This is a genomic window from Serratia sp. J2 (assembly GCF_046269175.1).
GTDB lineage: Bacteria > Pseudomonadota > Gammaproteobacteria > Enterobacterales > Enterobacteriaceae > Chania > Chania fonticola_C.
On the sequence record NZ_JBKABN010000017.1, the window covers coordinates 73,719 to 93,865 of the forward strand.

19 protein-coding genes and 2 pseudogenes are annotated in these 20,147 nt (G+C 54.4%); 11 read left to right on the forward strand and 10 right to left on the reverse strand.

Translation table 11 applies throughout. From position 1 onward, the window contains the following. The first annotated feature begins 90 nt into the window (after nt 1–90). Complete coding sequence (locus ACKWMY_RS17840) at nt 91–906, forward strand: VanW family protein (protein WP_211135968.1); 816 nt, start codon at nt 91–93, stop codon at nt 904–906. 65 nt (nt 907–971) lie between these two features. Here the strand turns inward: ACKWMY_RS17840 and ACKWMY_RS17845 are convergent, their stop codons facing one another. The 4 genes from ACKWMY_RS17845 to ACKWMY_RS17860 form a co-directional block, all read right to left on the reverse strand. Further along, nucleotides 972–1,760 carry an inositol monophosphatase family protein gene (locus ACKWMY_RS17845; RefSeq protein ID WP_074028626.1) on the reverse strand — a complete coding sequence of 263 codons (789 nt, stop codon included), beginning with the start codon at nt 1,758–1,760 and terminating at the stop codon, nt 972–974. Nucleotides 1,761–1,781: 21 nt separating this feature from the next. Further along, a complete protein-coding gene (locus ACKWMY_RS17850) occupies nt 1,782–2,843 on the reverse strand; it encodes an ABC transporter ATP-binding protein (RefSeq protein ID WP_021181066.1) in 1,062 nt (353 codons plus the stop codon). Further along, nucleotides 2,840–5,068: an ABC transporter permease gene (locus ACKWMY_RS17855; RefSeq protein ID WP_024528808.1), complete on the reverse strand. Its 2,229-nt coding sequence runs from the start codon at nt 5,066–5,068 to the stop codon at nt 2,840–2,842. Before ACKWMY_RS17855 ends, ACKWMY_RS17850 begins: the two co-directional genes overlap by 4 nt. A gap of 74 nt (nt 5,069–5,142) precedes the next feature. Further along, nucleotides 5,143–6,171, reverse strand: coding sequence for an ABC transporter substrate-binding protein (locus ACKWMY_RS17860; RefSeq protein WP_024528809.1), 1,029 nt, complete (start codon nt 6,169–6,171; stop codon nt 5,143–5,145). Between the two features lie 216 nt (nt 6,172–6,387). Between ACKWMY_RS17860 and ACKWMY_RS17865 the strand changes: the two genes are divergently transcribed. Both ACKWMY_RS17865 and ACKWMY_RS17870 read left to right on the forward strand, forming a co-directional pair. Continuing rightward, a complete protein-coding gene (locus ACKWMY_RS17865; protein WP_409486741.1) occupies nt 6,388–7,428 on the forward strand; it encodes a LacI family DNA-binding transcriptional regulator in 1,041 nt (346 codons plus the stop codon). Between the two features lie 156 nt (nt 7,429–7,584). After that, entirely contained in the window at nt 7,585–8,127 is a 543-nt protein-coding gene (locus ACKWMY_RS17870) for a fimbrial protein (protein ID WP_409486742.1), read from the forward strand. A 90-nt stretch (nt 8,128–8,217) separates the two neighbouring features. Here ACKWMY_RS17870 and ACKWMY_RS17875 read toward each other — a convergent pair whose 3' ends face one another. The 3 genes from ACKWMY_RS17875 to ACKWMY_RS17885 all read right to left on the reverse strand — a co-directional run bounded on the left by ACKWMY_RS17875 (nt 8,218) and on the right by ACKWMY_RS17885 (nt 10,254). Next, nucleotides 8,218–9,201, reverse strand: a complete 984-nt coding sequence (locus tag ACKWMY_RS17875) for a hypothetical protein (RefSeq protein ID WP_409486743.1) — start codon at nt 9,199–9,201, stop codon at nt 8,218–8,220. A gap of 64 nt (nt 9,202–9,265) precedes the next feature. Beyond that, entirely contained in the window at nt 9,266–9,586 is a 321-nt protein-coding gene (locus ACKWMY_RS17880; protein ID WP_024528813.1) for an AzlD domain-containing protein, read from the reverse strand. Further along, nucleotides 9,586–10,254, reverse strand: coding sequence for an AzlC family ABC transporter permease (locus ACKWMY_RS17885; protein WP_409486744.1), 669 nt, complete (start codon nt 10,252–10,254; stop codon nt 9,586–9,588). The genes ACKWMY_RS17880 and ACKWMY_RS17885 overlap by 1 nt, the downstream gene beginning before the upstream one ends. A 113-nt stretch (nt 10,255–10,367) precedes the next feature. On the opposite strand from ACKWMY_RS17885, the gene ACKWMY_RS17890 reads away from it, so the two are divergent. From ACKWMY_RS17890 to ACKWMY_RS17905, 4 genes are all read left to right on the forward strand, one after another. Further along, nucleotides 10,368–10,916, forward strand: coding sequence for a helix-turn-helix domain-containing protein (locus tag ACKWMY_RS17890; protein ID WP_021181074.1), 549 nt, complete (start codon nt 10,368–10,370; stop codon nt 10,914–10,916). A gap of 481 nt (nt 10,917–11,397) precedes the next feature. Next, nucleotides 11,398–12,327 carry a sugar ABC transporter substrate-binding protein gene (locus ACKWMY_RS17895; protein WP_211135971.1) on the forward strand — a complete coding sequence of 310 codons (930 nt, stop codon included), beginning with the start codon at nt 11,398–11,400 and terminating at the stop codon, nt 12,325–12,327. Between the two features lie 77 nt (nt 12,328–12,404). After that, nucleotides 12,405–13,889, forward strand: coding sequence for a sugar ABC transporter ATP-binding protein (locus tag ACKWMY_RS17900; protein ID WP_024528816.1), 1,485 nt, complete (start codon nt 12,405–12,407; stop codon nt 13,887–13,889). A 17-nt stretch (nt 13,890–13,906) separates the two neighbouring features. Then, nucleotides 13,907–14,932 carry an ABC transporter permease gene (locus ACKWMY_RS17905; RefSeq protein WP_024485369.1) on the forward strand — a complete coding sequence of 342 codons (1,026 nt, stop codon included), beginning with the start codon at nt 13,907–13,909 and terminating at the stop codon, nt 14,930–14,932. A gap of 53 nt (nt 14,933–14,985) precedes the next feature. Here ACKWMY_RS17905 and ACKWMY_RS17910 read toward each other — a convergent pair whose 3' ends face one another. Further along, entirely contained in the window at nt 14,986–15,471 is a 486-nt protein-coding gene (locus tag ACKWMY_RS17910; protein WP_235163269.1) for an NlpC/P60 family protein, read from the reverse strand. Between the two features lie 212 nt (nt 15,472–15,683). Here ACKWMY_RS17910 and ACKWMY_RS17915 point away from each other — a divergent pair, with 212 nt between their 5' ends. From ACKWMY_RS17915 to ACKWMY_RS17930, 4 genes and pseudogenes are all read left to right on the forward strand, one after another. Further along, entirely contained in the window at nt 15,684–15,878 is a 195-nt protein-coding gene (locus ACKWMY_RS17915; RefSeq protein WP_409486745.1) for a hypothetical protein, read from the forward strand. 183 nt (nt 15,879–16,061) lie between these two features. Then, nucleotides 16,062–17,402 (forward strand): annotated as a pseudogene (locus ACKWMY_RS17920) (nucleobase:cation symporter-2 family protein); the annotation flags it as partial. Between the two features lie 108 nt (nt 17,403–17,510). Next, complete coding sequence (locus ACKWMY_RS17925) at nt 17,511–18,338, forward strand: carbon-nitrogen hydrolase family protein (protein ID WP_409486746.1); 828 nt, start codon at nt 17,511–17,513, stop codon at nt 18,336–18,338. A gap of 93 nt (nt 18,339–18,431) precedes the next feature. Next, nucleotides 18,432–18,953, forward strand: coding sequence for a hypothetical protein (locus ACKWMY_RS17930; protein ID WP_024528819.1), 522 nt, complete (start codon nt 18,432–18,434; stop codon nt 18,951–18,953). 57 nt (nt 18,954–19,010) lie between these two features. Here the strand turns inward: ACKWMY_RS17930 and ACKWMY_RS17935 are convergent, their stop codons facing one another. Further along, a complete protein-coding gene (locus tag ACKWMY_RS17935; RefSeq protein WP_409486747.1) occupies nt 19,011–19,337 on the reverse strand; it encodes an HD-GYP domain-containing protein in 327 nt (108 codons plus the stop codon). Between the two features lie 2 nt (nt 19,338–19,339). Beyond that, a pseudogene (locus tag ACKWMY_RS17940) lies at nt 19,340–19,927 on the reverse strand (metal-dependent phosphohydrolase); the annotation flags it as partial. Nucleotides 19,928–20,147 lie beyond the last annotated feature (220 nt).

Sequence of the window (20,147 nt, forward strand, 5' to 3'; positions counted from 1 at the left end):
GTGCTGTTCCTTGACCACTATGCCATAACGTGGTGGTTAATGGGTTTTCTCCTAATTTATCATTAAGTTACTGGTTAATGGATTAACGCTATGCGCAGGCCTTTATCATCCTATCATCCACTGCTTTATTGGCTGCGAGTTCGGCAAAAGCGAGTTTTGCGCCATCTTGCGTGGCAATGGTCATCGCGCCGGTACGCCAGTGAGAAAACGCCGGGGCAGCGGCTGGATCACCGTTTTATCAAGCACACCTCGAAGCTGATCCGCAAGCTGGGCAATAGCGATATAGGCTTGCAGCACAATAAAGTGATTAATCTGCGGCTGGCGGTTGCGGCAACCAGTGGAATTATTATCAAGCCGGGTGAGTATTTCTCATTTTGTAAGCTGGTGGGGAAACCGACTCGCGCGCGTGGTTTTGTTGAAGGGATGGAGCTGTCGTTTGGCGAAGCGCGCAGTGGTATTGGCGGCGGCATTTGCCAGCTCAGCAATTTAATCCACTGGATGGCGATCCACTCACCGTTGGTGGTGGCCGAACGGGCAAATCACAGTTTTGATCCTTTCCCGGACGAAGGCCGTATATTGCCTTTTGGCTCGGGAGCCGCCATTTTCTACAACTATATCGATCTGGTGCTGTATAACCCGACTCAGGATAGCTTTCAACTGGTGTTCAACGTTGCAGAGCATCAGTTGGAAGGTGAGCTGCTGTGCTCGGCTCCCCGCACGGTTAAGTATCATGTCTACCAGAAATCCCACCGATTTATCCGTCGGCAACAGCGCATTTACCGGCAGAATGAAATCTGGCGTGATATCTCCACCAAAGGGCAGGACTCGGTGGTATTACAGTCCGAACGGCTATATCTGAACGATGTGGTGGTAAAATATGATATTGAAGAACAACAGGTTGAGTAAACAAGCTCAACCTGTTAATCCGTCGGGGTCGACAATGGTCCGGCCCCAAACAGAGAGAACACGGGTTACAGCCGTGCGATCCGTAACAGCTCATCCTTGGCTCCGGGGGCAACGGCCAGCACCGGCCCGCCGTGCAGCAGGTGGTTTTCCCCAGTATTAAATGGATGCGTCCAGCCACCAGCCTCGTTCACCAGGCAGTAACCCGCCAGACAATCCCAGGCGTGCATATAAGGTTCGTAGTAACCGACCAGCCGGCCTGCGGCAACCCAGGCCAACATCATGGCCCCGGAACCGTTGCGGAAAAAATTGCCGCCAACCGCCGTGATCTCAGCGACGATCTCACCAACGCGTTCGGGGGCCACATAGCTGTTGGCACCAAAGCCGGTGATGTGATTTTGCAGCGTGCGCGCCGGATCGACGTGTAGCGGCTTGCCATTAAGCGTTGCGCCTGCGCCACGTGCCGCGACAAAACACTCCTGCTGGCAAGGCGCCATAATCACGCCAATCACCGGATCGCCATGGTGAATGACGGCAACGGAAACGCACCAGTTCGGCATGCCGTTGACGAAGGGGCTGGTGCCGTCGATCGGATCGACCACCCAGGTGTAGCCCGAACTGCCGGATTGCAGGCCAAACTCTTCACCGAGAAAACCGTCGTCTGGGAACTGCTGTGCAATACGCTCGCGGATCAACAATTCAACTTCGCGATCGGCGATGGAAACCACGTCCTGCGCATCACGCTTGGTTTCAATCACCAGGCTTTCGCGGCGGTTGAAATAGTCCAGCGCCCTGGTTCCCGCCTCACGTGCGACCTGCTCGGCCAACGCCAGGCGTTGGGAAATCTGCTCATTCATATCAAGTCCTTAAATTTGGGCTCACTGGGCAATCAGTGCCAGCCCCTGAGGTTTAAAATCAATGGCCACGCGGGTCATCGGCGTCAGTTGGCGCTCCATCTGCACGTCGACGATAAACAGTGCGCCGAGGTCGGTTTTCACTTCATATTCGATGTGGTCGCCGAGCCAGATGCTGTGGGTCACTTCTCCGTTCAACGCGCCAGCCTGGTCCGCATGCAGGGTAATAAACTGCGGGCGTACCGAAAGTTGGGCGGCACCGGGGCGGGCTTTGGCTCCCGGTATCCGATATTGACGGTTGCCCAGGCTGATCAGCGCCTCATTCCCCTCCACCCGTTCAATCGCGCAGGGCAGGATATTCGCCTCGCCCATAAAGTCGGCGATAAACACCGAAGCGGGGGAGTGATAGAGTTCCTGCGGTGCCCCTTGTTGGGCAATATGCCCGTCTTTCATGACAATAATCTTATCGGAAACCGCCAACGCTTCTTCCTGATCGTGGGTGACGTACACCGCCGTAAAGCCGAGGCGCTGTTGCAAATCGCGGATCTCGGTACGCACGCGGCGGCGCAGGCGTTCGTCAAGGTTGGAGAGGGGTTCGTCGAGCAACAACACCTGCGGTTCTAACACCAGCGCACGCGCCACGGCGATGCGCTGCTGCTGTCCACCAGACAGCTCGGAGGGCAGACGTTGGCCCATGCTTTCCAGGCCAACCAACTTCAGCACCTCACGTGCCCGATCCTGCGCCTCTTTACGCGATAGCTTGCTGGCGAGCAGGCCGTACATCACGTTGTCCAACGCGTTCATATGCGGGAACAGGGCGTAGGATTGGAAAACCATCGCGATGTCACGCTCGTTGGCGGGCAGATGTGTTACGTCTTTGCCGCCAATTAGGATGCGCCCCGAAGTTGGGTGCTCCAAGCCAGCCAGCAGACGCAGCGTGGTGGTCTTTCCGCAGCCGGAAGGACCGAGCAGCGTCACTAGCGTCCCTGGCTCGACGGTAAGAGAAAGGCCGGGCAGGGCGACAAAATCGGCAAACTGTTTGGTGACGTTTTCAAACACCACCGAACCGGAACGAATGGCAGTCATACGGCATTCTCCTGTTGTAAGGTTGCCGGAGGGATCGCCGGCGGTGTGGCAATGCGGGATACGCGGCGCAGGCGGCGTTCGCCGACCAGCAGTTGGAAGGTCAGGATCACGGCCATCATCACCACGATCAGCACTGAGGAGTAGGCGATAGCCACGCCGTATTCTCCGTTTTCAACCAACCCAACGATGTAGGAGGTGGCCATGTTGTACTGGGCACTGACGAGGAAGATCACCGCGCTGATGGAAGTGATCGCCCGCACAAAGGCATAGACCAGGGCCGCGCTGATAGCAGGTTTCAACAGTGGCAGGATCACCTTGCGCAGGGTGCGGAAACTGCTGGCGCGTAGCGTGAGCGAAGCCTCGTCCAGACTGCGATCCAACTGACTCATGGCGGCGATGCCACCGCGTACGCCAACCGGCATATTGCGGAACACAAAGCAGGCAACGAGGATCAGAGCCGTACCGGTGATCTCTAACGGTGGCAGGTTATAGGCCATGATGTAACTGACGCCGATCACCGTGCCGGGGATGGCAAAGCTGAGCATCAACATAAACTCGAAGGCCTGGCGGCCAACAAACTTTTGCCGCACGATCAGCCAGGCGGTCAGCATGCCGACGATGGCCGTGAGCGGTGCGGCAATCAGCGAGATCTCCATGGTGGTCCAGAACGAGTTCCAAGCCACGCCGGTCCAGACGATCTGGCCATCGTTCCAGTGAAAACCGAAGGCACGGGCGTAATGAGCTAACGTCAGACTGCTGTCTAGTCCCCAGGACTGGACAAACCCGCCGATCAGGATCATGCCGTAGACGACCAGCGTGAACAGGCCCCAAGGGATCACCAGCAGATACACGCCATAGCGCAACCCGCGCGGTAGCCCGCAGTGCGTACCTGCATCCCCTTTGCCGGTGACGGTGGCAAAGCTCTTCCCTGCCAGCCACAGACGCTGCAAAACAAAGGCGCTGAGCGTAAAGCACAGCAGGATGATCGCCAGCACCGCCGCGCGGCTCGGATCGTTCTGCGCCCCGACCACCGAGAAGAAGATCTCGGTCGACAGTACCCCGTGGCTGCCGCCAAGCACCATTGGGTTACCGAAATCCGCCATGCTTTCGATAAAACCGATCAGAAAGGCATTCGCCAGCCCAGGTGCCATCAACGGCAATGAAACATAGCGGAAGGTACGCCAGCGATTGGCGCGCATGGTTTGCGAGGCTTCCTCCAGCGAAGGGCTAACGCCTTCCACCACGCCAATCAACACCAGAAAAGCGATCGGCGTGAAGGAGAGCACCTGAGCGATCCAGATCCCGGTCAAACCATACAGCCAGCGGCCAGGCTCAATGCCGAACAGGGTGAATAATAGTTCGGTCACCACACCAGAACGGCCAAACAGCAGCATCAACGCCAGGCCAATCACGAAGGGCGGCGTGATGATCGGCAGCACGGACAGCATGCGCAACCCTTTCTTGAATGGCAGCGGCGTGCGGGTGGCGGCCAGCGCAAAGGCCAGGCCAAGCAGCGTAGAACCGCTGGCGGTCATCAGTGCCAGCCACAGAGTGCGCCAGGCGGTGCCGCAAGTGCCACCGCTTAAACAACTGAGGCTCCAGATCGCCGGATCGCGCATATTGGTGAGCAGGCCATCTGGCTTAAACGAGCCATCCACGTCCTGTACCGAGGCGACGAACATGCTCAGTACGGGATAGAGCACGAAGGTGCTGACCAGCGCCACTAGCAGTACAATCGAGCTGACGACAAAGGCATCGCCCTTCAGCACGCCACGTTCGGCAAGCCCAAAAGAGAACAACAGCAAAAAGGTGGTGAGAAGCAGGATCGCGCCAGCCCCAAAAGCGGGTTGGCCGTCACCGAGCGCACCAAACAGCTGTTCGCTCCATTGCCAGTTCCAACCGTTGTAGCCGATGGCATGGCCTTCAAACAGCAGGAACAAAATGCCCACGGCACTGGCATATATCAGTAATTGGGAGCGTAACCGGCCCACCTGTAGCAGCCGACCTAGCGCACCCGTTAACAGCAGTAACAGGGCAATCGCCAGCCAGGGGCGTTGAAACGCCAGTATCTGCCATAAGGCCGGGGCATTCTGCCGATCCTGCCAGAGCGTATTCAGCCAGCCAAAGCCGAAGAATCCGGCTTCCTGGCTATACCAGGGCAGCAGCAACACTGCCAGCGCTCCCAGCACCAAAGCCCCATCCAATCGGCGGTTTTGAGCATTCATTGTGACCTCAAACATGCATGATTCCTGTTAGCGCCTTAGCAAACGCATCGGCGCGGAGGAGGATGACGTGATGATTATTGAGCGCTGGCACCGATCTCTTTATCCCAGCGGCTGAGCAACTCTTTACGTTTTGCCGTATCGCCATAGGTTTTAAAGTCGTAATCAATCAGCTTGATGTTTTCGAAGCGCGGAGAGTATTCGGAGATCGCTGCGTTACGGTTTGACGGCAGTTGGTAAGATTTGGCGTCTTTCATGTGTGACTGAGCCTCGGCACTCAGCGCCCAGTCGTACCACACCTTGGCGCTAGCGAGGTTACGAGCACCTTTGACAATCGACATGGAGCCAATTTCAAATCCGGTGCCTTCACAGGGGGCAACGGCCTTGACCGGGAAGCCATCCACCTGCATGGCGACGGCATCATGCATAAAGACGATGCCGATGGTGGTTTCACCGCGCGCCGCCGCTTTAACCGGTGCTGAACCCGACTTGGTGTACTGCGAGATATTGGCGTTGAGTTTTTTCAGGTAGTCGAAGGCTTTCTCCTCGCCCATCAGTTGAACCAGAGTGGCGAGTGTGTTGTAAGCGGTGCCGGAAGAGTTCGGGTTAGCCATCTGGATCTCGCCCTTGTAAGCCGTGTCTAGCAGATCGCTCCAGCAGGTCGGGGCTTTGATTTTTTTCTGCTCCAGTAGCTGGGTGTTGTAACCCCAGCCCAGCGCCCCGGCGTAGATACCCACGGTGCGGTAGTTGGCGCTTTCTGCCTGCTTACGCGCCCAATCTTGCTGTTGATCCAGTAGCGGTGACTGGTAGGCCTGGGTTAACCCTTCATTGGCCGCTTGCATATGCGGATCGCCAGTGCCTGCCCACCAGATATCGGTGCGCGGGTTGCGAGCTTCGGTGCGAATACGGGCATAGGCTTCCCCGGCGGAGAGGCGCACCATACTGACTTTGATATCCGGATGCTGTTGCTCAAACAAGTTGGTCATTTGCTCACAGACCACGACGTCAGCGGAACAGATCATATTCAACTGCTCGGCAGCGTGGACAGAGAAGGCTGAGAGCGCGGTGCCAGCGACGATGGCCGCCATCAGATTGACTCGATGCATGGTGTTCTCCTGGTTGGTGTAGGGTGGCGATACGTTGTCGCCATTTCTTTGCACGTGTGTGCAAATAACTAGAGGATAAAAATCGCACTGTCAATTGCGCTGCGAAATAATTCAACCTCTTCGTCACAAAAATGGAACAATCATGCCAATAAAAATTTGCACAGCTTTGCAAAGTGCGGCAAAATTTTCACCAACGCGCGATGGATGGGTGTAAAGATGGCGGTAGACAAAATGATGATCAGTGCGAAAGACGTGGCGGAGCTGGCGGGGGTCTCCCGTTCGGCAGTTTCTCGCACCTATACGCCCGGTGCCAGCGTGTCGGCGGTAACCCGTGCAAGGGTGATGCGGGCCGCTGAAGAGCTGGGCTATCACGTTAATCATCTGGCGCGGGGGTTGGTGCGTAATCGCAGCGGCATTGTGTGCCTGATCGTGTCAGAACTGGCGACGCCTTATCGGGCCAGCCTGGTAAGATTACTGACCCAGCATTTGCAGGAAGCGGGGAAAATTACCATGCTGATCAACACCGATCGTCCCGATGACAGCGTATCGCAGGCGTTGCAGCAGGCCATTAACTTCCGTGCGGATGCCTCTTTTGTCCTGTCCGGCATGCCGGACAGTGCGATCGCTCGCCTGTGCCACAAGCACGGCCAGCGGCTGGTGTTGATTAACCGTAACGACGCGTTGCCGGGTTCACTCAGTATCAACCAGGATAACGAAGAGGCGGCGGGGCGGATCGTGATGGCGTTTGCCCGTGCGGGTTGCCAGCGGATCGCGTTTGCCAACTCTTTGGCGGGCACGCCAAGCCTGATGGCGCGTGAACGTGGTTTTATCCAGGCGGCGCAAGCGGCGGGGCTGGCGGTCACCGTCGAACGTTTTGGCACCACCTCCTATGAGAGTGGGCAGATCCTGGCGCACCGCTTGTTAACCCGGCGGGAACGTCCTGATGCGGTGTTCTGTGTGACCGATCTGCTGGCCTGTGGCTTTATGGATGAGGCGCGCTATCGCTTTGCTCTACGCATTCCAGAGGATCTTTGTGTTGCTGGCTTCGATGATATTCCGCAGGCGGCATGGTCCTCCTACAACCTCACCACGTTTACCCAGCCAGTGGAACAGTTTGCCCAGGATGCGGTGGCATGGCTGATGGCAGAGGAAGAGAAGGAAGAAAACCTGGAGTCTGAGCAGGGGCTGGATAGTCCAGGAGAAATGCGGATGTATCATGCCGATTTTATATGGCGTGGCACTATTCGCGGTGGTTGACACTATCCCCGTCCTGCCATTGACAGCACAACGGTAACAAAAGGAACCCTTATCATTAAGTGGGTAATATTTAGTTAAGCAGAACAAACACTGCGAATTAAATCGGGTGGAACATCAGTTTCACTGTGCTCTCTTATTAGAATAAGGATATTTACAATGAATAATACCGTCAATGGAACCATCAATTTTGCTGGACAAATCGTTGCCCAAACCATGGGGATTGAAGAGGGTGGCATTATTGTACAGCGGCCACGCAGTGCTGGCCTCACCGTCAGCGTTAACGGCAGCGAAACCCAAAATGGCTATGTGCAGCTTGGGGCAGTAAGCGAAGTACAGCTGGCAAACTCAGGTGCCCAGGCACAGGCAACCCGCTTCGACATCTGCGTTGCAGGTATCCCGGAGCAATATACTCACGCCTTGGTGTTTTTTGAGGGGGGCGCCACGGTTGATGCTGTCACCGGCGGCCTGATTAATATGGCGGAGGCAGGTAACGTACAAATTCAGCTGCGTGACCAGCAAAACAATATTGTGCAGGCGGGCAGTAATGCTCAGATGGTGAGTTCGGCGTTTTTCCCGGTGATGAATGGTGAGGTTTATGCCTCCTTCGCCGCAAACTTCTGCAGTACCGGCCGCGCAACGCCGGGTAATGTGGCGAGCAAGGTTGATTACACGCTCTACTTATTTGAGCTGGCGGCCTGATTGATCAATCACGCTATTTAACCCACCGCTCGGTGGGTTTTAGAGTGCTTCCCCTCTCTCAAAGGGCGAGGGAGCCACTCGGGCCTGGATTTATTGCCCAGCCAAACCATCAGCCTTCACCCAGCCCGTGGTTTTATCGCCGGCTTTGGGGTGAATATAGCTTACAAACAAAAAGTCCTTATAAGGCTGCCCGTGCGTGGCGGTAACGCTATCGCCATTGACGACAAACTTCCCGCCTTCATCTTGGCAGAGCTTATCCGGCGAGTCGTAAAAATAGAGTTTTTTGCTCTTCACCAGATACTTCGCCGTAGGTGAGGCCGCCTTGCTTATTGCAGCTTCGGCGCCGGCCTGGGCATCTTGGCAAATCTCGTCGAGCGGGGCCAGGCGGTCAACGTTTATCCAGCCGGAGGCATTGCCATAACCGACTAACAGATAGCCATTTTTCTCACCTTCGACGGGCTCAAGCGCGGCATAACCCACCACTTGCACCTTGTCATTCGGGATCACAAATTGAGATTCATTGACGCACTGCTCAGTGGGGGCGGCGTGAAAATAAGCCCGGCCTTTACCACGCACCACATATTTAGGGGAATCGGCAATGATTGGGCCTAATTTCATCTGGTCCAAAATGGTCGCACAGCGCTGCTCCTTCTGTAGGCATTGCTGATATTGTTTGCCGTACTGTGGATTAAAGGTGAGTTGCAGCGGATGCTGTTCGTCGGCACTGTTATCCAGTAGCTGTCCGGTTTGCGGATCGTACATGACCCAACCAAGATGTCCGGCCCCTGGCGAATCAGGTGAGGCTGGCCTGCGGCGATCGAACAACTCAATGGCCTGTATGCCGTTAGCTCGTGGTTCAATATTAATTTCCAGCTTGTCCGCTGGCACTTTCTCCGCCCGGATCAACGCCTGATTGCTGCTGGCTAACAGCTTGACCAACGGGGTCTGGCAGTCAAACAGCGAAGCTGGCCGCTCGGGGGTAAAACCTGGGCCCACTGGCGTCACAGCCTGTAGCGCTGTCCAAGGCGCAAGCAGCACTATTCCAACTACGGCTAACGTGGCGAGCTTCTCCATTTCTATCCCATCTCCGGTGAGGCAGCATACCTGCCGGCTGCCATCATACCCGGCCAGCGGTGAGTTATGCCACACCGGCTACCCGCAACAGCGCCGTCACTGCCGCTGCAGCCAGCAATACCACGATTAACGGCGTTTTCCTCCAGGCTAATAATGCTCCCACGGCCACGCCACCCAAGCGAGCATAACCGGCAAAGTGTTGCCCTTCGAACAACGTCGCGATCACCGCTACGGCCAGTAGCAACGTGGTGGCGGAGTCGGCGAGCAAGGCCTGAACCCGGTCAGAAAAGCTCAGGCTGCGGCCCAGCAGGAAACCGGCAAAGCGAAACGCAAAGGTACCGCTGGCCAGGATCAGAATGCCAATGATGAGTGTTTGGTTATCCATTATTTTTCTCGCTTTCTGATCAGTAAACCCAACAGTGAAAACAGCACCGGCATGCCAATCGGTACCAAGGGTACGCTAGCCAGGGCAATCAGGGTGCCGGAGCAGGCGGAAATACTGGTGCGCAGATTTTTCAACGAACCAACAATCAAGGCCAGCAAAATGGTGGGGAACACGGCGTCCAGCCCGATGGCATTGATATCGGGAATAAAGCTGCCAATGGTGCCGCCAATCAACACGCCCAACGGCCAGCAGGCGGCGATCCCCAGCCCACAGAGCCAGTAGGCTGCCCGTTTTTTGGTCAACGTTGGTTGCGAAATGCCGAACACCACGCTTTCATCGTTCATGATATGGCAACCCAATAACTTAAAGCGGCTGCGTTCGATCACCTCTTTCACTGCCATACCGAACGGCAGGTGGCGTGCATTCACCAGTAGCCCGGCTGCCGCTGCCGCAAAGGGGCTACCACCGCTGGCTACGATGCCGATAAACAGAAATTCAGAGGCACCCGCCAACACCAGTAACGACAGCATCAGCGGGACCCACAGCTCGAAACCCAGGCCGGTCGCCAGCGAACCATAGGAGATCCCTACGATGCCGTCTGCCAGGCAGACCAGCGCGATCCCTTTGATCACCCCTTTATCGATCGAGGGGAAAAAGTTTTTAGCCATACTATTTTTCTCACTGCCTTTCTCAAAACGAACGGTTGTTCTATTATAATGAACACTTCAATCTCGATTTACAAGTCGAACGATCGTTCGTTATAAGGTGAGTTACGCGGCCTATGAAACAACCCATCAATATCATTGCTGAAGCCTTGGTGCGCGAACGCCAGCGCACGGGCCTCTCACTGGCAGAAATTGCCCGCCGGGCAGGAATTGCCAAATCCACGCTGTCACAACTCGAAGCGGGGAATGGCAATCCGAGCCTGGAAACGCTGTGGGCACTCTGCGTCGCGCTGGATATCCCCTTTGCGCGTTTGATGGAGCCGCAGCAGAGTAAAACGCAGGTGATCCGGCGTGGGGAAGGGGCTGCGGTGGTGTCGGAAGTGGCTAACTATACGGCAGTGCTGTTGGCAACCTGCCCGCCTGGCGCACGGCGGGATATCTATCTGCTGACGACCCAGCCGGGAGCAGACCGCCTTTCTCATCCACATCCGTTAGGCTCGGTGGAACACATCGTCATCACCCAGGGGCGCGCCTTGGTCGGGCTGGTGGAGGAGCCCGCTGAGCTGAATGCCGGGGATTATATTTGCTACCCAGCCGACCGGCCGCATATCTTCCGCGCCCTGGAGCCGGATACGCTGGCCGTGCTGGTCTCAGAACAAAACTAGCTCCGGCAAAAGCTTCCAGCGGTTCGCTAATTCCTCATGTAGGGCGCCACATGCTGCGCCCGCCCCGCTAACCCCAGCCGTAATCCCTTCGAGCAAAGGCCGCTAAACCAGACGGACCGACGGTCACTTTGCGTCCATTTGTTAGATCCCTGTCATGTTTTTGTTATTTGCTCATTCCAAAACGCACGTTTCGCTTGTTTGGGTTAAAAAATTTCATTAGTCTCAATTTTGAAACAAACGTTTGACAAGTGAATGAGGTGTTTAACAATTACATCAAGAACTCATTTCAATACATTGTTTTAAATGTTTTTTTTAATTACCTCCAAGTATCTCGCAACCAGTATTAACTGATGAAATACCGCGTGGAACAGGGCTTTAAGGCGATAATAACGAGCGGGTTGTTGTTTGAATGTAAAAAATATTTTTCATTAGCCGTCAAATCAACAGGCCTCTTCACTCTAACGATTAAAGGGTACAGAACATGAAGCTGAATAAATTGATCGTCACCTCGCTACTGATGTGCATGCTGCCAGCCTCGGTGTTAGCCAAAGATATCAAGATCGGCGTGTCGATGGCCTACTTTGATGACAACTTCCTGACCATCCTGCGCCAGTCCATGCAGAACAAAATGAAGCAGGAAGGTAACGTCAGCGGCCAGTTTGAAGATGCCAAAGGCGATATCGCACAGCAGATCCAGCAGATAGAGAACTTCGTCAGCCAAGGGGTCGATGCCATCATCCTTAACCCGGTGGATACCCAGGGCGTCAAGCCAATGATCAAGCTGGCGGAGAACGCCCGTATTCCACTGGTGTTCGTCAACCGTCGGCCAGAAGCCACGCTGCCAGCCGGTATGGCCTACGTAGGTTCAGATTCCAAACTGGCGGGCAAGCTGCAGATGGAGGAACTGGCCAAGCTGATGAACGGCAAGGGTAACGTGATGATCCTGCTCGGTGAGCTTTCCAGTGAAGCCACCCGTGACCGGACCCGCGGCGTTGAGGAAGTGGTGGCCCAATATCCGAATATTCATATCATCGATAAGCAAACCGCCAAGTTTTTCCGCAAAGAGGCGGTTGACGTGACGACCGACTGGATCCTCTCCGGTCAGCAGATTGATGCTATCGCTTCCAACAACGATGAGATGGCGATCGGTGCCATTCTGGCGCTGAAACAGGCGAAGAAAACCGGTGTGCTGGTAGCGGGTGTCGACGGCACGCCAGATGCCCTGGAGTTTATCAAGAAGGGGGATTTGAGCCTCAGTATCTTCCAGGATGCCAAAGGCCAGGGGGAAGGCGCAGTACAAACCGCCATTCAACTGGTTAAGGGTGAGAAGGTTGAAAGCAGCGTCATGATCCCTTACCAACTGATCACCAAAGCCAATTACCAAGACTTTGCCGACAAGAATAAAAAGTAATTACCAACCGGCCCCTTTCCAAACGGTGAGGGACATCGTTCACAGCGATCGGCAGGATAACGGCGGAGGTTATCAGTATGTATCCTTATGTGCTGGAGGCGGAAGGCATCAGCAAACAGTTCCCGGGCGTTAAGGCGTTGGATAACGTGTCGCTCAAGATCAAACCGGGCAGCGTGCATGCGTTAATGGGGGAAAACGGAGCCGGTAAATCAACGCTGATGAAGTGCTTAATCGGTATTTATCGTCCCGATGCAGGCACTATCAAGGTCAAAGGGCAACCGGTGACGTTTAACGATACGCTGGCAGCCTTGCACTCGGGCATCTCCATGATCCACCAGGAACTGAACCTGGTGCCGCATATGACGGTGGCAGAAAATATCTGGCTGGGGCGTGAACCCGCCAAGCTGGGTTTTGTGAATCACGAGGAATTGAACCGTAAAACCCGCGAACTGTTGGCGCATCTCAAGATTAAATTAGACCCGGAAACTCAACTAGGCACGCTGAGCATCGCCAACCAACAGATGGTTGAGATTGCCAAGGCGGTATCTTATAACGCCGACGTATTGATCATGGATGAGCCCACTTCGGCATTAACGGAAGGAGAAGTGGTACATCTGTTTGCGATCATTCGTGAACTGAAGCAGCAGGGCAAAGGCATTATCTATATCAGCCACAAAATGGATGAGATCTTTGCCATCACCGACGAGGTCAGCATCTTCCGCGATGGCACCTCGATCGCCAGTGATAAAACCGAGAACCTGACCAAACAGTCGCTGATCACCATGATGGTGGGCCGCGAGCTGACCCAGATGTTCCCCAAATTCAATAACAACATCGGTGAAGAGGTGTTGCGTGTGGCTGGGTTGCGGCGCAGCGGCTGGTTTCACGATATCTCCTTTGCGGTTAAGCGCGGAGAAATCCTCGGAGTTGCCGGGTTGGTGGGCGCAGGGCGCAGCGAAGTGATGGAGAGCCTGTTTGGTATGCACCCGGCCGAGGGGGGCGAGATTTATATCGAAGGCTTGCCGGTAAAAATAGACTCCCCCTCCAAAGCCATCGAGCAGGGGCTGGCATTCCTGACCGAAGACCGTAAAAAGTCTGGGCTGTTTCTGGTGCTGTCGGTGGTGGAGAACATGAGCATCGTCAACCTTTCCGCCTATACCAGCAAAAACGGGTTTGTCAGCCAGACGCAAATGGCGAAAGACTGCATGGAGCAAATTAGCAAGCTCAATATTAAAACCCCGACGATGGATCAGATTATCAATAACCTCAGCGGCGGCAATCAGCAGAAGGTCTTGATTGCCCGCTGGCTATTGGCGCAGCCGAAGATCCTGATCCTGGATGAACCCACGCGCGGTATCGACGTGGGTGCCAAGGCGGAAATTTATCGCCTGATCAGCGAATTGGCGCACCGTGGCGTCGCCATTATTTTGGTTTCGTCTGAACTGCCGGAAATACTCGGCATGAGCGATCGCGTCATGGTGATGCACGCCGGACGCATTACGGGGATCCTGGATAAAGATGAAGCAGACCAGGAAAAAATCATGGCGTTGGCCTCGGAATAACGCAAAGGTAAAACACAATGAATAACGTCAAAGTGGAAACTCAGCCGGTCAAAGCCTCGCTGTTTGCCGGTTTCAGCGGCAAGCTGCCGAAAGATACCGGCATCTTTATTGTCATGATTGGCATTGCGCTGATTTTTGAAATGCTGGGCTGGTACGTGCGCGATCAGTCGTTCCTGCTTAACCCGAACCGCCTGCTGCTGATCGTCTTGCAGGTGGCAATCATCGGCATCATCGCCGTTGGCGTCACCCAGGTCATCATTACCACCGGTATCGATCTCTCTTCTGGCTCGTTGATTGCCCTGACGGCGGTGGTGGCGGCCAGCCTGGCGCAAACCTCCGAAAGCATTTCGCCCATGTATCCGGGCCTGCTGGATTTGCCTGCTGCGATCCCCATCGGGGCTGGGATTGGGGTGGGTATTATTTGCGGGTTTATCAACGGGTTCTTGATCACCCGCACCGGTATTCCACCGTTTATCGCCACCTTGGGGATGATGGTTTCTGCCCGTGGTTTGGCACAGTATTACACCAAAGGTAACCCGGTCAGTTTCCTGTCGGATGGCTTCACCTCGATTGGCCAAGGTGCCATGCCGGTGATTATCTTCCTGGTGGTGGCGGTGATTTTCCATATCGCCCTGAAACACACCCGTTATGGCAAATACGTGTATGCCATCGGCGGCAACATGACCTCGGCCAGGGTCTCAGGGATCAACGTCAATAAATACCTGGTGACGGTCTACACCATTGCGGGTGGGTTGGCAGGATTAGCGGGCGTGGTACTGGCGGCACGAGTCAGTAGCGGGCAGTCGAGCATGGGGGTGTCTTATGAGTTGGACGCCATTGCTGCAGCGGTCATCGGTGGCAGCAGCCTGATGGGCGGCGTGGGGCGCATTACCGGCACACTGATCGGCGCGGTGATCCTCGGCCTGATCAAAAGTGGCTTTACCTTTATTGGCGTAGATTCCTACATTCAGGACATTATCAAAGGCATGATCATCGTGGCCGCCGTGGCTATCGATATGCGCCGTAACCGCAAGAAGCTGTGATCCTCGCCTTGGCCGCCGGTGTGGTGACCGGCGGTTTGGCCAGGTGGGCAGGTTTATGCATCGCTGCCATTGATACGCCGGGCCAGTTCGTAACGCTCGCCCCAATATTGGTTATCCAGGCTGGAAACGGTGACGCCCATACTGGTAGAGGCGTGAACAAACTCACCCTCTCCGATATAAACGCCGACGTGGCGCTGACGGGATGAGGTTTTGAAAAACACCAAATCGCCAGTGTTTAATTCACTTTTAGCTACTCGCGAGCCCAGCTTCATTTGTTCACCGGTGCTGCGTGGCAAACTGACGGCAAACTCATCTTGAAACACGCGCTGCATATAGGCTGAACAGTCGATGCCTTTGCGCGAGTTACCCCCGAATTTGTATCGAACTCCTTCCCATCGGTCATAATGCGACAGGATTTTTTTTAGCTCCTGAGTATTATTGTGGCCGGAACTGGCTGAAGCGGAAAAGCTCATGCAAAAAGCTGAGCAAGTGAGAAATACGGCAAAAAATTTAAGCATAAAAGATTTCTGAAAGAGCAACTGAACGTCTATCCCTGTAATGGAGTGGCCGGATCGCCTGACTCATTCCCTGTGAATGATGGTAATATACACAGTTGTTGCTCAAAAATAAACCAAAATCAGGCTAATTATTAACCGTAACTATGCGGTTATCGGCTTGTTACTTTTGATAGCGTGCCTCTGGTTGGCTGTGGAAACCCAGGAATGACGGGCAATCAAGGGATTAGTTACCGGTGGCAGATTTTGCCAACCAAAATTACAACATGTTGCTGCTGTCGGTTTATCGGCTGGGGATGGTAGTGGGATCTCAAATTGAGACGAATCATATTGGTAATTTTATCAATCGCGCCATTTTCGTCGGTGGTGAATGTTATTTTTTATCTAATTTAATGTTAATTAAATCAAAACAAATTAAGCCTCATCTGTGATGGTTTTCGCATTTAAAACTATCCCCTGCACAATACCACCCGCGAACGGCCCACTCTGCACACAATATGCATGCCCCGACCTCGTGCCGTACATCCATTATCAGGGGGGTTATCAGGCTGTGCCCTCGAATCGTAGCCATCAGGAGTGACAATCTGATCAAGGCCGTACAGGAGTGAGGTTCCATGACCAATTTGAATACTATTTTGCCCGGCGAAAAGGCGCAGACGACTGAAAAACCAATTGATAAAGTTGAAGAGATATTGCCCATAGCCCATCTTTTTACCCTGGGGCTTCAGCATGTCCTGGTGATGTATGCGGGGGCGGTTGCCGTGCCATTGATGATCGGTGGCAGCCTGGGGCTGGATAAGCTGCAGATTGCCTATCTGATCAGCTCCGATCTGTTTTGCTGTGGCGTGGTGACACTATTGCAATGCATCGGGATTGGCCGCTTTGCGGGTATTCGGTTGCCCGTCATCATGTCTGTCACCTTCGCAGCCGTCACGCCGATGCTGGCCATCGGAGCCAACCCCGAAATCGGCCTGACCGGTATCTTTGGTGCCACTATTGCGGCTGGAGTTATCACCACGTTGCTGGTGCCGTTGGTAGGCCGTTTGATGCCGCTGTTCCCAACCCTGGTGACGGGGATTGTGATCACCTCTATCGGCCTTAGCATTGTGCGGGTCGGGATAGATTGGGCCGCCGGGGGCAGGGGTAATGCCAACTACGGTAATCCGGCCTATATTGGCGTCTCGCTGCTGGTGCTGATTTTTATTTTGCTAATCACCCGGTTTAGTAAAGGCTTTATCTCCAATATTTCCGTGCTGTTGGGGATTGGCTTCGGTTTTGTGGTGGCACTGCTGATGGGAGAGGTCAGCTTTTCTGGCCTGGATGATGCTGCCTGGTTTGCCATCGTGCGCCCCTTTGCCTTCGGTTGGCCGACCTTTGATCCGGCTTCGATTATCACCCTGACGATCGTCATGCTGATCGTATTTATTGAATCGATGGGCATGTTTATGGCGCTGGGGGAAATTGTCGGTCGCCCAACCACCAAGCAAGATGTGGTCCGTGGGTTGCGGGTTGATGGCCTGGGAACCATTATCGGCGGTATTTTCAATACGTTCCCGCATACCTCGTTCTCCCAGAATATTGGCTTGGTCAGCGTTACTCAGGTGTCCAGCCGCTGGGTGTGCGTGATGGCAGGTTTGATCCTGGTGCTGTTCGGCCTGATCCCCAAAATGTCTATTCTGGTAGCCTCGATCCCGCAGTTTGTCTTGGGGGGCGCGGGTATCGTGATGTTTGGCATGGTGCTGTCTACCGGCATCAAGATCCTGACCAGGGTCAACTTCAATACCAATCGCTATAACGCCTATATTGTCGCCATCAGCCTGGGGCTTGGCATGATCCCGATTGTAGCGGCTGATTTCTTTACCCAGATGCCAGCGAGCCTGCAACCATTGCTGCATAGCGGCATTTTGCTCTCTTCAGTGGCGGCGGTGCTGCTGAATCTTTACTTCAATGGCTATCATCCGGAGGAATAATGCTGCCGTTTATTGATGATCTCCGTTAACAGTGGCTTGCCAGCCAGTGGCGATAACAGGTAAAAACACTGTTCGACATAAAAGGAGTAATCAATGCGGATAACCTTGGCCCAATTTACCTGCCGTGAAGGGGACATTGCCCATAACCTGGCCGCCGTGCTGGCGCAGATTGAACGTTGCAGCGGCCAAACCGACCTGTTGGTGTTGCCAGAAACGCAGCTTACCGGCTTTACCCATCCTGACGGTAATACGGACTATGCGCTGCAACTGCAAGGCCCGGAGCTCGCGCAAGTGGTGGCGGCAAGCCAGCGTACGGGGATTGCCGTCGCCGTGGGTTTTCTTGAGCAGGATGGCGCGCAGTTGTTCAACAGTTCGGTGTTGATCACGCCGGAGCAGGGCGTCTATCTGCATTATCGCAAAAGCCATTTATGGACCAACGAACGCGTTGAAGCGCAAGCGGGCGATCGCCTGGTCTGCGGGCTGTGGCGTGGGCGGCGTATTGGTTTACTGATCTGCTATGACATCGAATTCCCAGAGGCATCAAGAGCGTTGGCCCTGATGGGGTGTGATTTGTTGCTGGTTACCGATGGCAATATGGATCCCTATGGTCACGTGCATCGTAACGCTTTGCTGGCTCGCGCTCAGGATAATCAGATGTTTGTGGCGATGGCCAACCGCGCCGGGCATGGATGTGGGATGCAGTTTGCTGGTGAAAGCCTGGTTGTTGACCCCCTGGGGCGCGAGGTGGCCAGTCTGGGACGTGAGCCAGGAATAGTGCAGGCAGAGCTGGATTTTAGCCTGTTGGAAGCGGCTCGCCGCGAATATCGTTACCTGGACGATCGGCGTTTGGCACTCAGTGGAGAGACGCAGTGGCAGCAGCGGGATGATGAACAACGCTGGTGGCCGCTAATTCCGCGTTAACACCGCTTGCTGAAAGGCCAATGGCTTAGGTAAAGTCATAGCCAGATTGGTCACTGTAATTGATAGACTTGCAGCACTCTAAGGAGCCGTACCATGCAATTCCCCGCCCTGAGTAAAAGAATCGTGCCATTGGCTGCGCTGCTGGTGCTGTCGTTGCCCACAGCTTGGGCAGCACAAAACGCCCCAGCCCCGATCCCATCGGCGTTAATCGGCAACTGGAGCGTGACCAAGGTCATTCCCACCCAGACCGTGGGCTGCTGGGATGAAAAGCAGGCACAGCAGTTGGTCGGTAATAGTATCAACTATAAAGCAGACGGTTTTACCTGGCATGAGCAGAAACTGAGCAATCAGGGGGCGACTACCACCACGGTAGAGGCGCAAGAGTTTGTGGAAGACAACTCGGGAGATAATTCGTACGTCGATTTCCCGATTTTGGGTATCAGTACGCCTTCGGTGCAGCGAGTCATCATTCAGCATCAGGATGTCACCGTACCGGGGATCACCGATCAGGGGACTGAAGGCGTCCCCGGTGATAACGTGTTGGTGAAAGATCGTAATACGCTGATCTTCTCCCAATGCGGCGTGTGGTTTGAGGCGCAACGGCAGAAAAAATAGCTAGATGTTTGACGGTGGGGGCGCCGCTGCGCCCCTATGTTGTGAAACTGCTGGGTATCAGTTCGTCGGTTGGCAATCGGGTATTTCGAGTTTGCGTAACAGCGCGGGAATATCGACGGTGTCTATTTTATCGGCTTGCAGATAGCTCAGCGCATAGTCATGCCAAATACCAGACTCCAGGAACAGGATCATCAACTCACGGTCCAGATGATTTTCATTCGCCATGCTGACCAGGATATTGAGTGCTTCAGATAACAGCTTGCCCGGTTTATAAGGCCGATCGGCCGCCGTCAGGGCTTCAAACACGTCGGCGATCGCCATCATGCGCACCGGAATGCTCATCTGCTGGCGGGTTAACTGGTAAGGATAGCCTTTGCCATCCAAGCCAGTTGCTGAGTTTTTATCGCCAACTGATACCAGGCACGCTCCCGGGGATCATAATTGTTATACGGCACGGTTTTAATCGCCATAACCTGCTGTTTGCCGTCCAAAAAGATACTCTGAACCTGGGGTGAGGTCTCTAAAAAGCGGTAGCTTTGCGCTAGCCATTCGGCATCTTCCGGCGCATTAAATAAAGCTCGGTTGGCAGGGGAGAGGCGACGCAGTATAAAGAAATCGCCGTTGGGATAAGCGCTGTATACCGCGTTGGCATAATCGTTTTGCTTGAGTATCTCGACCAGCGGGCCGATAAACGCCATGCGTTGTTCGAGCGTGGTGGCTTCTATTATTGGCATGCGTGCCAGCATATTCACCGACATTTTCATGCTGCGGGTGACAGAGTCCAGCTCCGCAGCAATGGCTTCGCCAGTTTTTTGATACTGCCGGTTGGTGCTGGCCTCGGTCAGTTTGGTGAGTTGGCTGTGGCTGAAAAATACGATCACGCTGCCGATGGAGACAATCAGCAAGGTAAACAGCGCGGCAATCTGGATATGCAGCGGATAGCGGCTTCTCAAACCTGTTATCTTTCCTGCCATGGTGCCCACCCTTGGATGCCAATTTTTAGCTTTTTTAAATTATAGACCAAGCAGGGAATTATCTGATTGGATGCACAATAAGTTATTGGTTTGATTTTAAAGTGAAATTTTTTGTTTCGTAGCCAAATAAACCAATGCGTTATTAAAAAATAAAGCTTTATGAAACAACGGCGACAAAGACAGCACTTTTGTTGCGCGCACGTTGTTCCTGGAACCGTTG

Bases quoted from the DNA above. Each gene is read 5' to 3' on its own strand.
- ACKWMY_RS17885 (WP_409486744.1), bottom strand. From the start codon at position 10,254: ATGGCTAAAAACTTTTTCCCCTCGATCGATAAAGGGGTGATCAAAGGG.
- ACKWMY_RS17875 (WP_409486743.1), bottom strand. From the start codon at position 9,201: ATGGAGAAGCTCGCCACGTTAGCCGTAGTTGGAATAGTGCTGCTTGCG.
- ACKWMY_RS17865 (WP_409486741.1), top strand. From the start codon at position 6,388: ATGGCGGTAGACAAAATGATGATCAGTGCGAAAGACGTGGCGGAGCTG.
- ACKWMY_RS17860 (WP_024528809.1), bottom strand. From the start codon at position 6,171: ATGCATCGAGTCAATCTGATGGCGGCCATCGTCGCTGGCACCGCGCTC.
- ACKWMY_RS17840 (WP_211135968.1), top strand. From the start codon at position 91: ATGCGCAGGCCTTTATCATCCTATCATCCACTGCTTTATTGGCTGCGA.
- ACKWMY_RS17895 (WP_211135971.1), top strand. From the start codon at position 11,398: ATGAAGCTGAATAAATTGATCGTCACCTCGCTACTGATGTGCATGCTG.
- ACKWMY_RS17930 (WP_024528819.1), top strand. From the start codon at position 18,432: ATGCAATTCCCCGCCCTGAGTAAAAGAATCGTGCCATTGGCTGCGCTG.
- ACKWMY_RS17900 (WP_024528816.1), top strand. From the start codon at position 12,405: ATGTATCCTTATGTGCTGGAGGCGGAAGGCATCAGCAAACAGTTCCCG.
- ACKWMY_RS17845 (WP_074028626.1), bottom strand. From the start codon at position 1,760: ATGAATGAGCAGATTTCCCAACGCCTGGCGTTGGCCGAGCAGGTCGCA.
- ACKWMY_RS17850 (WP_021181066.1), bottom strand. From the start codon at position 2,843: ATGACTGCCATTCGTTCCGGTTCGGTGGTGTTTGAAAACGTCACCAAA.
- ACKWMY_RS17925 (WP_409486746.1), top strand. From the start codon at position 17,511: ATGCGGATAACCTTGGCCCAATTTACCTGCCGTGAAGGGGACATTGCC.
- ACKWMY_RS17880 (WP_024528813.1), bottom strand. From the start codon at position 9,586: ATGGATAACCAAACACTCATCATTGGCATTCTGATCCTGGCCAGCGGT.
- ACKWMY_RS17890 (WP_021181074.1), top strand. From the start codon at position 10,368: ATGAAACAACCCATCAATATCATTGCTGAAGCCTTGGTGCGCGAACGC.
- ACKWMY_RS17870 (WP_409486742.1), top strand. From the start codon at position 7,585: ATGAATAATACCGTCAATGGAACCATCAATTTTGCTGGACAAATCGTT.
- ACKWMY_RS17855 (WP_024528808.1), bottom strand. From the start codon at position 5,068: ATGAATGCTCAAAACCGCCGATTGGATGGGGCTTTGGTGCTGGGAGCG.
- ACKWMY_RS17905 (WP_024485369.1), top strand. From the start codon at position 13,907: ATGAATAACGTCAAAGTGGAAACTCAGCCGGTCAAAGCCTCGCTGTTT.